We start from the raw sequence: 13,016 nt of genomic DNA on the forward strand, positions 1-13,016 counted from the left end.
TCCAGGGCCGATTTCGGCTGGGCGGGCCCACGGACGCGGCCCCGTCGATCCTGCCGCACACAGTCGACGGGGCCGCTTGGAACACAAGAGGAGGGCCCCGTGTCGCAAGCGGGGCCCGGTGCTGCGAGCTGACAGCAGCACGAGCGTATGTACGCGCAGGCGTCACCGGGGAGCGACGCGCCACAACGTCACCCGGCTGCACCGCTGACTGGTAGCCGCCGCACTGGTTGGGACACGTAGGCGGCGCTTGTGATGTGTGCGCACCACTCAATTTGGACCGCCGGCTGGGTGATGGCGCCCCGTCGGAGTGAGCCTGGCCGCAGTGCATGAGGGGGCCGTCCACCCCCCGACGCCCCTGGCATGCGCTGGCCCCCGCTGCGGCCCTGTGGCGGGGCCTCGCCATGCTCCGGCCGCAGGCGCATGCTGGAGGTGTGGCCCTGTCCACCGCTTGCCAAAGCTGCCCCCAGGGCAGGGCCACGCGTCTGCCCGTCCGGCCATGCGAGTGGTCCACGCGGCTGGCCGGATGGGCTCACCTCGGTCCTTGGGTCGCGGACAGACAACCATGTAGGTCTCACTGAAACAAGCATGATCGGTTAAGAGGCCGACGCGCGCTGGGCGCAGGCCGCGGCGGGTCGGCAAGGGTCAACCGATACACCCACCTACGCACCCAGGACAGGTCGCAGGGCTTCGACGGGACTGTACAAAGAACGGCGCTGGACCATGCGCTGGAAACCCGCACTCCAAGCCTTCGACATCGCCTTCGACGGCCGACTCACCGCCGGCTGCCGATAACCCACCCGAGTTACACCGTTCGATGGACAACCACCACCAGCCGGAACGTCGTCCGCCGGCTGACCCCACAACAGCGGAGATCAATCGCCCACCAGGGACATCCATTGTTTCCCAGTGGGGAGGTCAACTGTCCGCCCTCGGGGAGGCCCTACTGTCCCTTGCGGCGCCGAGGGCTGCGGCGGCCACTCGTCGTTCCGCCCTCCCGAATGCGCCTGCTGACACCACCACCCAGACTTGAAGGAGGGGAACTATCAGCGCGGCAACTGCACGCTACCGCAGCCGGCCGCTTCGCCATACGAGCGAACGCCACCATTCGGGACGGGGGGCACATCCGGGCGTGTGCTCGGGAGCCCTTCCAGAAGGGAGTTCTGATGGCTGATGTACCTAAGATCGCTCTAGGAACCGCGGTCCTCGGCGGGTATGTCCTGGGCCGGACGAAGAAGGGACGGGTCGCCTTCGCGATGGCGACCTACCTGGCCGGCCGTCGGTTCGGACTGGAACCACAACAGCTGCTGGCCGAGGGGTTCAAGAGGTTGCGCGAGCTTCCTCAGTTCGCCGACCTCAACGAGCAGCTTCGCGGGCAGGCCCTCGATGCAGGGCGCAAGGCGCTGAGCGCGGTGGCAGACCGCAAACTCGCCGATCTGGCCGACTCCCTGCATCAGCGCACGGAGCGCATAGGCAAGGGCAAGGAGGAGCCACAGGACGAAGACGAAGAGCCGGAGGACGAGTATGAGGAAGAGGAGGAGCCGGAGGAGGAAGAACGAGACGAAGAGGGGGAGGAACCTGAAGACGAGCACGAAGAGGACGAGGAAGGAGAACCTGAAGAGGAGCAGATAGAGGAAGAGGAGCCGGAGGACGAACAGGAACAAGAAGAGGAAGAGCCTGAAAAGCCAGCGTCCCGTCGCCGAGGTGCGGCCCGGAAACCGGACGAGGACCAAGATGCGGGGGCCCGGCGCGGACGCGGACGTGAACGTCGTCCCGAGAAGGCCACTGCTCGCAAGGCACCTGCTAAGAAGGCGGCTCCCGCCAGGAAGACGGCGGCGAAGAAGACAGTACCGGCGAAGAAGACATCAGCGGCCAGGAAGTCCGCGGCTCCGCCGAAGCGGACCGCCGCGAAGAAGACCGCAGCCAAGAAGACGACGGCACATCGGGCATCTCCCCGGCGGCAGAGGTAAGAACCATGACCAACACAGCGCCTGACACCGGAACCAAACAGGGCTCAGGACTTGACCAGCTGCGCGGCGCGTTCAAGGGCTTTCTGGGCGCGCAGGCAGAGCACCTGGCCGACAAGGCCGGCGGCAAAGTGAGCGACGTCACCAGCGGACTTACGGGCGTGGCGGAGAACGGCGGCGTGCTTCCCAAGGCAGGGCTGCGGATCCTCCAAGGCGACACGCCGGCCAAAGCGTTGATCGGTGAGAAGACGAAAAGTGTCAAGGACAGCGTCGTCGGCAAGGTCAAGGGGGTATTCGGCGGCGGACGCGGGAAGGGCCGCAAGTCCGGCACCCCCAAGGTCATGAACATCGTCGAAGTGCTGGATGTCGGTGTGCCGCTGCGCTTCGCCTATGACCACTGGACCCAGTACGAGAAGTTCAGCAGCTTCACCAAGGGCGTTCGCAGTGCGTCACGTGGCGAAGACACGGACAGCGACTGGAAAGTCAAAGTGGGCCCGTCGACCCGCGGGTGGAAGGCAACCACGCAGGAGCAGGTGCCGGACGAACGCATCATCTGGACCTCAGAGGGCGCCAAGGGCACCACACGCGGATGTGTCAGCTTTCACGAACTGGCACCCAGCCTCACCCGCATCGTGCTCTTGGTCGAGTACTACCCCTCCGGCTTCTTCGAAAAGACCGGCAACCTCTGGCGCGCCCAAGGGCGTCGGCTGCGACTCGACTTCAAGCACTTCCAGCGTTACGTGACTCTCACCGACGAGGAACCGGACGGATGGCGCGGCGAAATCCGCGACGGCGAAGTGGTCCGCAGCCACGAGGACGCCATAGAGGAAGAGGAGCAGGCCGCCGAAGAGGAAGACTCGGAGGAGCCCGACGAGTACGAAGAGGAGGACGAGTACACCGAAGAGGAGGGGGGCGACGCAAAGGAAGGCGAGTACGACGAGGAGGACGAGGAATACCCAGAGGAGGAAGGCTACGAAGAGGACCAGGAGGAGAGGGCGTGATCGCTCCTCCCGGCCAGAACCGCAGCCACGGTAACCCTCCCCTGCTTCTCGTGTAACCGCAGACGCGTCGGCACTTTCAAAGGCGCGGGTTGAGGTGAACGATCTCGGCGTTGAGTGCTGTGGCAAACCAGCACCATGCCGCGTAGGGCAAGAGCCCGGTGGCCGCACAAGGATCGCTGCTGGACGCGCGACGAATGAGGTGCAGGTTGCTGACATTGAGGAGTGCAGTCCCAGCCAATCCGGCACGTGGGCTGCGGGCAGCGAAGAACAGCCAACTCCAAGCTGCGTTCAGACAAAGGTTCACCGCAAGTGCGGTCGCCAATTTGCTGCGTTCCCCGTCGTCGGCCTGGCTCCAAGCTCGACCCACCGACCAGGCGAGGCTTGCGTACAAAGGTGTCCACGAGGCACCGAACACCCACGGCGGGGGCTGCCACCGCGGCTTGGACAGCTGTCGGTACCACGTGCTCCGGGAGTCCGTTGCCGCACTCCCTAGGGCGGCAGCCGCCGCGACCACCGCCGCAGCACCGGCGTAGGGCTGCCACCGGATCCGAGCCTGCCCGCCACGTTCGCTGATCAGCCTCACCCCAACCATCCTTCCCCGAGCGGCTCACTGCGGCATCTCGCGCCGGCCCAGCAGCACCGTGGTCGCCCGTTCCGTGAGTGTCTGACCGGTGGTCCTGCCCTGTGACCAGGTCCGGCGTCAGGCGGAGCCTGCCAGACGGGTGCCTATGAGCACCGTTGCTCGGCCGGTCGGCCAAGGTCTGGGTCCCATGAGCACGCCAGGCGCATGGATAGCTCGCTTGCGTGGCCCGTTCGTACTACCTGGAATGGCAGAAGAGATCTCCAGCGGGAACGGTGGGATACACCAGCTGGCCTTCCGAGCCCTGCACCTTCACCGAGGAGTCGAGCGATGCCCGAACGCAATACCGTGCTGCGCAGCCTGCATGACCTGGGCCTTGCCGCTTGGTTCGGTGGTTCCCTGATGGGCGCGGTCGGGCTGAACGGCGCGGCTCGCTCGGAGGGCAGTACGTGGGAGTCGACCACCCGGATCGCCTCTTCCGGCTGGTCCAACTGGAGCCCGGTGAACGCCACGGCGATCGGCACCCACCTCGTCGGCAGCAGTGGCTTGCTAGCAGTCAACGCTGCCCGGGTCGTGGCACAGCAGGGGGTAGCCGCTTCGACCCTGGCCAAGACCGTCCTGACCGGAGCGGCACTGGCGGCCACGGTCTACAGCCGCGTCCTGGGCAAGAAACTGGAACTTGCCTGCTCCGACCGTCCCGAAGATGCGGAGAAGGCGGCCAAGCACCCCATCGAAGTCGACAAGGCACAGCGGCATCTCGCTCTGATGCAATGGGCGGTCCCGGCCCTGACGGGAGGACTCCTGGTCCTCAACGCCGTACACAACGAACAACAGCGCCCCGCCCAGCAAATCCAGGGAATGTGGCAACGCGCCCTATCGCTTGCTCCCCACCTGCCCGCCACCCCGGACTGGCACCTGCATCACTGACGGAGACCGCAGCCAATGGCTAGGCGGCCGCCGGCCCTGTTCACGAGACAGACAGGGGGCTCGCGGCACGCGAGTCTGCCGTGCGAGCGCCCGGCTGAACTTGGGTACGGGCAGCCGAACCTTCCGAACTCATGTGCATCGGTGCGGCGTAGGGCCGGCCACGACGGCAGTTCGCGGCACAGCCTCTGTGCTTGGCGTGGCGGATGCCACTCGACCACAGGTGTCGCCCTTCTTGTACCGTCGGATCCGGGTGGCCGTCCGCCGCATGAGCCTTCGCGCTGGCGGGCGATCTTCTCAGGGATGCCGTGTCGGATGCCTTCGGGGACACCACGATGCGTGACTGGGTCAAGGAAGCCAAGGTCGTCGACACGGGCCGGCGAGACGGCCTGACCAGCAGCGAACGAGAGGAACTGGCCGCGCTGCGGCGGGAGAACCGCCGGCTGCGAGAGGACGTAGCGGTCCTCAAGCGGGCTACGGCCTTCTTCGCTAGTCACGTGGATCGGGCGGACAAAACCAATCAGACATCACCCGCGGTAAGGCCTAGCAGCCGCCTCAGCCTCGCGTACTTGTCACTGAGCTGGCGCCGGGTGGGTTCGTCGATCAGGGCGAGCCGGTCTGGATCAGCGTTGTGCGCGAGGTCGGCTTCCTTGATGAGGCGAGCACCCGACACTGCGAGGATCCGCTGCGTGTAGGCTTCGTCGCTTTCCCCCGGTCGCTTGGTCATGGCATCGACCAAGTCCTTCACATGCTGAGGAAGCTCCGCAGAGGCAAGCCATCCCCACGAGAGCTTCTCATCTTCGATCGTGTCGTGCAGCCAGGCGGCGGCGATTTGCTCTTCCGAGCCGCCCCGCTCCCTGACTCCGGCGACCACCGCCTGCACATGTTCCACATAGGGCCGTCCCGACTTGTCCTTCTGCTGAGCGTGGGCTTTGCGGGCGATCCCCTCGATCTGCTCGAGCGTAAGGTCCGGCATATGTTCGACTCTACGAGCACCGGGCCAGGGATGCCCGAGGACAACCCGCCCGCCTATCCTTCGCCCAACGGCATGTGAATCTGTACGTGCCGGTTTGCGAGCTTCTTTTGGACCGTCTACCACGGCCTTCTCCAGTAGTCGGCACTCAGCGCTACCATCGATTACGCAACGGGGTCGATCGTTGGCCCTGCACGTTCCCAAGGGTGCCTATGCAGGACATGTGGTGCGGCTTGCCCTCCCAAGTTCCTCGGGCATCGCAGAAGCCCCCGCCGCGGCGAAGCGACGGGGGCCTGCCTCTTTCCTCCGGCCGGTGCGCCCGCTTCACTGGAGGGGGCCTTCCTCCGTGGCTGCTCGGGCACTGCGGTCACCGCTCATCGAAGGCGGTAGGAGAATCATTCGACTCCCCCAGGATGTCCCGGCTCGGTCCAAGTCGCACCTTGAGCAGGTGGCTTCGAGGCTCGTATCCACACACCCACGAGGCTGGGCACAGCCGGGGTCCGAGCGCTGACTCACACGCCGGCGTGACCCGCACGGCAGCCAGCCTTGACGCTGGCGTGCCCCTCCCCCCAGGGCGATCCACTCGGGGACTTCGAAGGTCCAGTGCGGAGTCAGCGGCCGCCCGCTTCAGGAGTGGACGTACACCCGGGTCACAAATTCGGCTATCTGGGTGTCCGTGAGGTTACGTGCGAGGTCGGCTTCGCTGATCATGCCGACCAGTTGATGGCCCTGCTCAGTGTCGATCACTGGCAGGCGCTTGATCTGATGCTGTTCCATCAACTGCAGTGCCTCATCGGCACCGGCGCTGGCGTCGATCCACTGCAGGTCACCGGCAAGTGTCCCTGCTTGTACCGTGGCGGGGTCGATGCCTTCTGCGTCGCACTGGACTACGATGTCGCGATCGGTGATCAGTCCAGTGAGCCTGTTGTCGTCCCCGCAAATGGGCAGACATCCGACGTTCAGATCGCGCATCATCACAGCCGCCTCCTTGAGCGACTGGTGCGCGCCAACGCACTGGACTCCGCTCGACATGATGTCCCTCGCCGTGAGTTGGTCGTTGCTCGTCATAGATTCTCTCCTTCACCTGCTGGCGGCCCGTGCTTCGGGCTGGACGTGCCTGCGGTCTGCGGTTCTGGCTGCCGGGTCGGGTGTGAGAGCGAATGCTTGCGAGGGTGCCGAGAGACTCGTCGATCGTTTCGGCGCCCCAGCGTGTACCTGGCCCGTTGCGACCTGTCTTTGTTGCAAAGTGCGCCCTATAGGGCGTCCCCCTCTATCCAGGATCGGCTTCGTACCCGCGGCCCGCATCTACAGGAGGTGCCGGGGACGTCCGGCCGTCAGCCGTACAGGATGCCCGTCTCTGCATCTCGCCGTCGTCAAGCCGGGCGTGGACGCGGCAGAGCGGCCTTCGCCGGCCGAGGGTCCCTTGCTGCGGCTGCAGCCCGACTTTGCAGTCGGCCGGGTAGGTCGCTGGGAACGCCACCGCCCATTACTCGTTCGACCCTACAAATATCCGACGGAACTGCGACGGCGATAGCGATCTTGGGTGCGTCAACCGTCAGTTCATCCGCACAGTTTCGACAGCGCTTGGGTCTAGGTGACGCGGCGTGCCTTGTGGCGATCGACGTCCATGCGCGCGCGGGTAGGCAGGTGAGTCAGGCCGGTGCAGTCGCGGGCGTGCGCAAGAGGGCCGTGACACAGAGCGCGCAGTACGGGGGCGGGCTTGGCGTCGGCGCTCAGCTTGAGGGCCATGTGGAGGCAGGGGTGGGCGGGTCGTCCGGTGATGTGTGCGCTCGCTTCCGCGATGCCGGGCACCGTGCGTACTTCGGCGGCCACCGCGTCACTGAGGGCGCCGGCCCGCAGTTCGACATCGTCGGGTGGGGGCGTTCCACCCAAGTGCACCGTGCGGGTGCGGTGGCGACGCGCCTGGGTGACCAGCCAGAGCAGTGCGAGGACGGTCGCCAAGGTCAGTGCGGCGATGACAGCGGGCCACCACCACCAGCCTTGGCCGCTCCAGCGGATGCGGTCGCTGTTGCTCAGCAGGACATCGTGCGGTGTGGTGAGCGGCCAGTCGGCGGGCGGGTCGAGGTTGAGCCGGCGGTAGAAATCGAATCCGGCGGTCAGGATCAGCAGTCCGCCAACCACTAGCACCAGGCCTGTGACGGCCAGCAGGATGCGGTTGAGGGTGGATCGGCCGTTCATGGCGTGCTCCGGTCAGCGGGAGTGGTGTCGGGCTCGGACGGTCAGTCGTGGGGCGCGGGCAAGCGCGAGCTGGCGGCACTGGTCGTGCAGAGCGCTGGTGAGGTCGTCGCGGACGGTCTCGGGGTCCCGGAAGTGGACGTCCGCGTGGACGGTGATGCGACGGCGTCCGACGGTGGCTCGGGCACGGCCGACACCAGGTACCCGTATCGCTGCGTCGCGCAGTAGCAGTTCGGCGCCACGGCGATTGAGCCAGACTTTCGTGTCGGGGCAGTCGGCAGGCGCCTTGAGCGGTAGCAGTCGGCGTCGGCCGGGGGTAAGGGCGAGGATGAGCAGCCACAGGCCGAGAATGACGGCGACGGCACTGCCAACCACCATCCACAGGTCGTCGAGTGGGCGGGTGGCCATCTCCTCGGCGAGGCGAGTGCGCCACGCCCCGGCCCTGCGTCCGGCGCGTACCACGATGATGTCGTAGAGCAGCGCTCCGCTGACGCAGAGTGTGACCAGGGCGACCGCAGCGGCGGCAACGCGGCGGTCCGACCAGAGGCGGTGGGTTTTGCCCTCGTGGTCGCCGTGGGGCTGGGGCGGGGGCTGGGAAGCGCGTACTTCGGGTCGGCGCGCTTGGGAGGCTTCCTCAGTCTTGGACGTCATGGCTGCCGTCCTTCGTGGCGATGCGGTGGCAGGGCTGATGGTTGTGACTGGAGGGATCACTTGACGCGGAGCGGCCTGCCGGTGGTCGTCAAGCGCCTGATGGTCAGCGTGACGGCGCTGATGTCCAGTCCGGTCAGCCGGGCCACACGTTCGCTGATCTCGCGTTGAAGCTGTTGACACGTAGCGGCGATGTCCGTGGGGTAGGGAAGGTCCACTGACAGCGCCAGCGAAGCCGCTCCGCCATGCCTGGTCGCGCGGGCGTCGGTTGCCGCCAGGTGCTCGAGCGGGTGGTTGAGCCGTTGGAGAGCCGTTCCAGCGGCCCGCGCGGCGATGCGCGCCACGACGCGGTCCGGTATGACCGTCACGCCGCGCTCGGCGGGGGCCAGGGGGCGCCGGGTTCCGTTCGCGTCGCGGCGGGCGTGCTCCGGTGATGCGGTGCCCGGCATCGATATCACCGTTGCCGCCGAGCGGAGACGTCCTGCTGCCGCTTGTGGAACAACTCCACGTCGCCTTGGAGCACAAGTCCGGCTACCAGGCCCACCGCTCCCAGGACCGCGACGAGGAGAAAGGCCCAGAATCCTCCGAAGTAGCCGGCGAATCCCAAGGCGATCCCGGCTGCCAGACCGACTATTGCTGCATTCATCGCTCATTCACCTGTCTCACGGGAGGGTCCATGGCGGCGCGGGTGACGCACTCCGCCCGTGCCGGAGGGAACACTGCCCTTGCCGCCGATGGTCATCGGACGCGGCCTTCGGCCGGCTCGGTCTCGTCTTCCTCATCAGGCAGGTTCACGTCATCGACGACGAGGTTCACCTCGACGACTTCCAGCCCGGTCATACGTTCCACGGCAGAGATGACGTTGACGCGGACCTCTGCCGCCACCTCGACGATGGGGTAGCCGTACTCGACGACGACGTCGAGATCCAAGGCGGCCTGGCTTTCGCCCACCTCGACCTTCACGCCACGGCTGACGCCGGTTCCTCCCCCGGGGACGCGTTCGCGCATCGCGCCGATGGCACGGGCCATGCCCGCGCCGAGGTTGTGAATGCCAGGTACCTCGCGGGCGGCCATTCCCGCGATCTTGGCGACGACACCGTCCGCGATGGTGGTCTGACCCCGCGTTTCAGGGCTGGTGTCGGCGCCCGTCGGTCCCTTCAGCAGGGTCCCGGTCCTGTCGGAGCCGTCCTGTCCAGTGGAGGGACGGTCAGTGGTGTCCGTCATGGCAGTCGCCTCGATCGGTTGCTGCGGACACCCGCACGGTGCCCGTCACAAGTTGGACACACCCGCAGGGGACATCGTCACGCCTCTTCGCGAATGTGCATCAGAGTGCACATATGGGGCACATGTAAGACCGCAGGGAGGAGGCGTGGCCATCATGCACAGCACCAGCGCTTCCCCGCACCGAGAAGCAAGCCCGGACCTTGGACCTGGTTTCCCGGACCCCGCCGACGGCCTGCCGTCGGCGCCGGACGATCTGCTGGCGACACGTGCCAGCGAAGGCGACGAGGAAGCCTTTTCCATCCTGGTCCGACGCCACAGCGGCCCCTTGCTGGCCCTGGCCTTCCACACATTGGGCAACGTCCAGGACGCCGAGGACGCCGTTCAGGACGCGTTCATCAGCGCCTGGAGGCGGCTGCCGGAATTCCGTCACGCCTCGTCGTTCAGCACATGGATCTACCGCATCACCGTCAACCGCTGCCTGAACCTTCTGCGCCACCGGCCGGCGCCGGTACCGTTGAACTCGGTGGCCGAACCCGCGGCTGCGGGCATAGGCAGCTCTCCCGCGCGGGCTGCCGAACAGGACGCCTTGTCCGGCGCCCTCGTGATCGCGCTCGGCGCCCTGGAACCGCAGCAGCGGGTCTGCTGGATTCTGCGTGAACTGCACGGACTGCCTTACGCACAGATCGCCACCGTGACCGGCGCCACCGAGCAGACGGTCCGCGGAAGGCTGTACCGGGCACGGCGAACCCTGAAGGAGGCGATGGGCCCATGGCGCTAGACGGCCACACGCCCCCGCCTCCCGAGCCCGGCTGCAGCCTCGACGCGGTCCGCCGGTACACCGGCGACGAAGTACTCACGTGCGGGCGCACCCTGAGCTACGCCTGGGAACAGGCTCGGGACACCGCCCCGAACGGCGACCTCCACCTCGCCGCCTGCCCCTACTGCCGGGAGGCAGTCGAAGGCCTGGCCGCTCTGAACGCAGCGACGAAGGCCCTTCGGGGAACGGAGCCCCCGAGCACGCATGACCTGGTTTCCCGAGTCATGGACATCGTCCGGAACGAGGTACGTCTTGGTCCCATGCTCCCGCTGAACGATCCGGCACGTGCCCTTCAGATCGCGGAGAACACCGCGGCCGCCGTCCTGCGGCGCGCGGCCGACTCGATACCCGGCGTCACCACCGCAAGCTGCCGCCTGAGCCGTTCCGACGGCCCGGCGGGCATACGCGTGAGCGTCACCATGGCGGCAAGTCTGCTCCGGCCTCTGCCGGAAACAGCCGAACTTGTGCGCTGCGCGATAGAAAGCGCCGCCAACCGCGCCTTGGGACTGGAGCTGACTGCCGTGGACGTCACCGTGATCGAGATACAGGAAGCGGTTGGCGCGCCGCCCGCTGCTGTCACCGACGGCAGGCAGGCAGGCATCCCATGACCGCCTGCGCTCCCGCCGACATCCGCCGCACCGCCGCAGAGGCCGCCCTCGGCGTCAGCGGGATACTCACCCTCCAGCCCACCCTCGCCAGCCGTCTCGCTCACGCCGCCTCACGCCCAGTTACCAGCCTTGCAACCGACAGTTGCGACGCACTGCTGTCCGGCATCCGTGTTGCCCGCCAGCCAGGAGACGCCGGCTGGCACGTGGAGCTGCGCTGCGTCATGGCCCAAGGGCATCGAGCACTCGACGTCGCCCGCACCGTGCACGACCGGACGACAGAAAGCCTCCGAGCAGTCCTGACAACCCGCGAGTCGCAGGCGTTGAGCGTGACCGTCACGATCACTCGCATCGTGCAGCACCTGGCTACCAAACCGCCCGCCGCAGTGGCACACGGCCGGCCAGCGGTCGGTTGGTCCTGACGGTGAGCTGACAACCCGCAGGCTTCGCTGTGATGGCCGTGGCGCTGTGCATACTGGCGGCCGCCGAGTCGCTGCTCGGTGCGGGCGACGCCTTCTGCCCATGGTTTCGGGGGCTTCGCACTGCTCGGCACCTCCATGAGCCGGGCCCAGCGCACTGGCTTTCATCGCCACGTGGACATTCCGCATCGAGCCCCGCGGCTGCTCCCTCGAGGCCCTCCGGCGCCTCAACGGCAACGATCGCACCGCGTGTCATCCCGCCATGACGCCCAAGGCGCCAGGGCGACGGAACCTCCTTGTTCCACCGCTCAGCTTGTTCAGCTCCGCTTTTCGGGGCAGTACACATACGAGGTGAGAAAGATGGGCGAAAGCGGATGTAATAAATCCTCTGCCGTGAAGGAGATGGTGACGCATCCCCTGGACACCATGAGCTCCACGGCGCAGCGACTGCCCGGAGCCGGCGCGATCAAGGGGGCCTTCGACAGCGTGCTGGACACTGTAGGCGTGGTCTCGCCGCGCACACGACGGGTGGCCGCCTACACCGGAGCCGGTCTCCTGGGCATCACCGGAGTCGTCGACTGGCCGGTGGCAGTAGCCGGGGCAGCCGCAGCGTGGCTGACACAGCAGCGGCCTGAGGCGAAGCAGACCCAGGCAGTCCATGATCAAGCCGAGGCACCGACGCCCCCGGCGACGGGCATGGCCGGGCGGGAGGCACCGGAGACCGCGGGCTCGATGGTTCCGCCGGAGACGCAGGTACCGGCCGCGCCGAACAAGTAGAAACCGGCGCCCGCGCCGCTGACACGGCGTGCATCCATGACCGAAGGGGACAGCAAGAAGCCACGGCGGATGAGCCTCCGAGTCCCGAGACCGGTCACAACGACACGAAGCTCGAGGAGAAGACAGAAAGAGCTGAGCAGCTTGACGGTGCGGAGGTCGCCGGCGCCGAGGTCGCGGCGCGAACTCCGCGTCTAAGGGAACCGCAGCAGATGGGCCGTTGCGGTACGAGACACGGAAACGTTGCCAGCAGCGTAAACCCACCACCGCCGCTTTCCAGAGAGGCATCTGTGCGCCTCTTCACGCGCCCAGAGTGCCTCGGCTGCGTAGTGGACGCATCCTGGAACCCTCGGCCGCAAAGCCATCGAGTACCGGCTGCTTCCCTGCTGCCGGCCCCTGACGCGCCCTGCCTGGAGGGGGCAGCGAAGTCGACCTGGCCGCCGCCCAGTGTGCGAGGAGTTGTCGTGCCGCAACCCGTCGTCGTCGGAATCGACAGTACGTCCGACAGTCTGCTCGCGGCCGACTGGGCGGCCGCTGAGGCACGACGGCACGGGGCACCGCTGGTCCTGCTGCACGGTTATGTTCCGGTGTCCGGGACTCCCCGGCTGCTCCTCGGCGACATCGACCGAGAACACCGAGCGGCCGAGCAACTGCTCAACAACGTGCTGGCCTGGGTTCGCGAGCACTACGGCGACCTCGAGTTGAGCGCCGACCTGGCTGTGCAGCCGGAGGCAGACCTGCTCTCCGAACGCGGCGCCAACGCCCGGATGATCGTGCTCGGCTCCCGCCGGCCGGGGCCGGTGACCGGTTTCCTTCTCGGATCGGTCGGACTGCGCGTTCTGAGCCGGGCCGTCTGCCCGGTTGTGATGATCCGCGGCGACACCGTCAGCC

General features: G+C 67.1%; 14 protein-coding genes and 1 pseudogene. 7 read left to right on the forward strand and 8 right to left on the reverse strand.

The features are described 5' to 3' along the window. Positions 1–1,163 precede the first annotated feature (1,163 nt). Positions 1,164–1,967: a histone protein gene (locus ACFZAU_RS14800; RefSeq protein ID WP_500552452.1), complete on the forward strand. Its 804-nt coding sequence runs from the start codon at positions 1,164–1,166 to the stop codon at positions 1,965–1,967. A 5-nt stretch (positions 1,968–1,972) separates the two neighbouring features. Next, complete coding sequence (locus tag ACFZAU_RS14805; RefSeq protein ID WP_500552453.1) at positions 1,973–2,965, forward strand: SRPBCC family protein; 993 nt, start codon at positions 1,973–1,975, stop codon at positions 2,963–2,965. 76 nt (positions 2,966–3,041) lie between these two features. Here ACFZAU_RS14805 and ACFZAU_RS14810 read toward each other — a convergent pair whose 3' ends face one another. Further along, a complete protein-coding gene (locus tag ACFZAU_RS14810; protein ID WP_500552454.1) occupies positions 3,042–3,557 on the reverse strand; it encodes a TspO/MBR family protein in 516 nt (171 codons plus the stop codon). 318 nt (positions 3,558–3,875) lie between these two features. On the opposite strand from ACFZAU_RS14810, the gene ACFZAU_RS14815 reads away from it, so the two are divergent. Beyond that, positions 3,876–4,472 carry a hypothetical protein gene (locus ACFZAU_RS14815; protein WP_500552455.1) on the forward strand — a complete coding sequence of 199 codons (597 nt, stop codon included), beginning with the start codon at positions 3,876–3,878 and terminating at the stop codon, positions 4,470–4,472. A gap of 517 nt (positions 4,473–4,989) precedes the next feature. Here ACFZAU_RS14815 and ACFZAU_RS14820 read toward each other — a convergent pair. From ACFZAU_RS14820 to ACFZAU_RS14850, 7 genes are all read right to left on the reverse strand, one after another. After that, positions 4,990–5,445 carry an HD domain-containing protein gene (locus ACFZAU_RS14820; RefSeq protein WP_500552456.1) on the reverse strand — a complete coding sequence of 152 codons (456 nt, stop codon included), beginning with the start codon at positions 5,443–5,445 and terminating at the stop codon, positions 4,990–4,992. 624 nt (positions 5,446–6,069) lie between these two features. Further along, entirely contained in the window at positions 6,070–6,510 is a 441-nt protein-coding gene (locus ACFZAU_RS14825; RefSeq protein ID WP_500552457.1) for a CBS domain-containing protein, read from the reverse strand. A 522-nt stretch (positions 6,511–7,032) separates the two neighbouring features. Further along, positions 7,033–7,641 (reverse strand): alkaline shock response membrane anchor protein AmaP, encoded by a 609-nt coding sequence (locus ACFZAU_RS14830; RefSeq protein WP_500552458.1) that lies wholly within the window; start codon positions 7,639–7,641, stop codon positions 7,033–7,035. Between the two features lie 12 nt (positions 7,642–7,653). Then, on the reverse strand, positions 7,654–8,289 hold the full coding sequence (locus tag ACFZAU_RS14835) for a DUF6286 domain-containing protein (protein ID WP_500552459.1): 636 nt from the start codon (positions 8,287–8,289) through the stop codon (positions 7,654–7,656). A gap of 56 nt (positions 8,290–8,345) precedes the next feature. Beyond that, complete coding sequence (locus tag ACFZAU_RS14840; protein ID WP_500552460.1) at positions 8,346–8,735, reverse strand: Asp23/Gls24 family envelope stress response protein; 390 nt, start codon at positions 8,733–8,735, stop codon at positions 8,346–8,348. A 5-nt stretch (positions 8,736–8,740) separates the two neighbouring features. Continuing rightward, on the reverse strand, positions 8,741–8,932 hold the full coding sequence (locus ACFZAU_RS14845) for a hypothetical protein (protein ID WP_500552461.1): 192 nt from the start codon (positions 8,930–8,932) through the stop codon (positions 8,741–8,743). A gap of 92 nt (positions 8,933–9,024) precedes the next feature. Beyond that, positions 9,025–9,510: an Asp23/Gls24 family envelope stress response protein gene (locus ACFZAU_RS14850; RefSeq protein ID WP_500552462.1), complete on the reverse strand. Its 486-nt coding sequence runs from the start codon at positions 9,508–9,510 to the stop codon at positions 9,025–9,027. A gap of 154 nt (positions 9,511–9,664) precedes the next feature. Between ACFZAU_RS14850 and ACFZAU_RS14855 the strand changes: the two genes are divergently transcribed. The 4 genes and pseudogenes from ACFZAU_RS14855 to ACFZAU_RS14870 form a co-directional block, all read left to right on the forward strand. Further along, positions 9,665–10,288, forward strand: a complete 624-nt coding sequence (locus ACFZAU_RS14855; protein ID WP_500552635.1) for an RNA polymerase sigma factor — start codon at positions 9,665–9,667, stop codon at positions 10,286–10,288. Continuing rightward, positions 10,279–10,935 carry an Asp23/Gls24 family envelope stress response protein gene (locus tag ACFZAU_RS14860; RefSeq protein WP_500552463.1) on the forward strand — a complete coding sequence of 219 codons (657 nt, stop codon included), beginning with the start codon at positions 10,279–10,281 and terminating at the stop codon, positions 10,933–10,935. Before ACFZAU_RS14855 ends, ACFZAU_RS14860 begins: the two co-directional genes overlap by 10 nt. Before the next feature lie 776 nt (positions 10,936–11,711). Continuing rightward, on the forward strand, positions 11,712–12,128 hold the full coding sequence (locus tag ACFZAU_RS14865; RefSeq protein ID WP_500552636.1) for a hypothetical protein: 417 nt from the start codon (positions 11,712–11,714) through the stop codon (positions 12,126–12,128). Between the two features lie 209 nt (positions 12,129–12,337). Continuing rightward, positions 12,338–12,940, forward strand: a pseudogene (locus tag ACFZAU_RS14870) (universal stress protein); the annotation flags it as partial. Positions 12,941–13,016: the final 76 nt, after the last annotated feature.

Source organism: Streptomyces sp. NPDC008238 (assembly GCF_042956445.1).
Lineage (GTDB): Bacteria > Actinomycetota > Actinomycetes > Streptomycetales > Streptomycetaceae > Actinacidiphila.

What these genes read in the sequence shown, in the direction of transcription:
- ACFZAU_RS14800 (WP_500552452.1), top strand. Translation starts at nt 1,164, where the DNA reads ATGGCTGATGTACCTAAGATCGCTCTAGGAACCGCGGTCCTCGGCGGG.
- ACFZAU_RS14805 (WP_500552453.1), top strand. Translation starts at nt 1,973, where the DNA reads ATGACCAACACAGCGCCTGACACCGGAACCAAACAGGGCTCAGGACTT.
- ACFZAU_RS14810 (WP_500552454.1), bottom strand. Translation starts at nt 3,557, where the DNA reads ATGGTTGGGGTGAGGCTGATCAGCGAACGTGGCGGGCAGGCTCGGATC.
- ACFZAU_RS14815 (WP_500552455.1), top strand. Translation starts at nt 3,876, where the DNA reads ATGCCCGAACGCAATACCGTGCTGCGCAGCCTGCATGACCTGGGCCTT.
- ACFZAU_RS14820 (WP_500552456.1), bottom strand. Translation starts at nt 5,445, where the DNA reads ATGCCGGACCTTACGCTCGAGCAGATCGAGGGGATCGCCCGCAAAGCC.
- ACFZAU_RS14825 (WP_500552457.1), bottom strand. Translation starts at nt 6,510, where the DNA reads ATGACGAGCAACGACCAACTCACGGCGAGGGACATCATGTCGAGCGGA.
- ACFZAU_RS14830 (WP_500552458.1), bottom strand. Translation starts at nt 7,641, where the DNA reads ATGAACGGCCGATCCACCCTCAACCGCATCCTGCTGGCCGTCACAGGC.
- ACFZAU_RS14835 (WP_500552459.1), bottom strand. Translation starts at nt 8,289, where the DNA reads ATGACGTCCAAGACTGAGGAAGCCTCCCAAGCGCGCCGACCCGAAGTA.
- ACFZAU_RS14840 (WP_500552460.1), bottom strand. Translation starts at nt 8,735, where the DNA reads ATGCCGGGCACCGCATCACCGGAGCACGCCCGCCGCGACGCGAACGGA.
- ACFZAU_RS14845 (WP_500552461.1), bottom strand. Translation starts at nt 8,932, where the DNA reads ATGAATGCAGCAATAGTCGGTCTGGCAGCCGGGATCGCCTTGGGATTC.
- ACFZAU_RS14850 (WP_500552462.1), bottom strand. Translation starts at nt 9,510, where the DNA reads ATGACGGACACCACTGACCGTCCCTCCACTGGACAGGACGGCTCCGAC.
- ACFZAU_RS14855 (WP_500552635.1), top strand. Translation starts at nt 9,665, where the DNA reads ATGCACAGCACCAGCGCTTCCCCGCACCGAGAAGCAAGCCCGGACCTT.
- ACFZAU_RS14860 (WP_500552463.1), top strand. Translation starts at nt 10,279, where the DNA reads ATGGCGCTAGACGGCCACACGCCCCCGCCTCCCGAGCCCGGCTGCAGC.
- ACFZAU_RS14865 (WP_500552636.1), top strand. Translation starts at nt 11,712, where the DNA reads ATGGGCGAAAGCGGATGTAATAAATCCTCTGCCGTGAAGGAGATGGTG.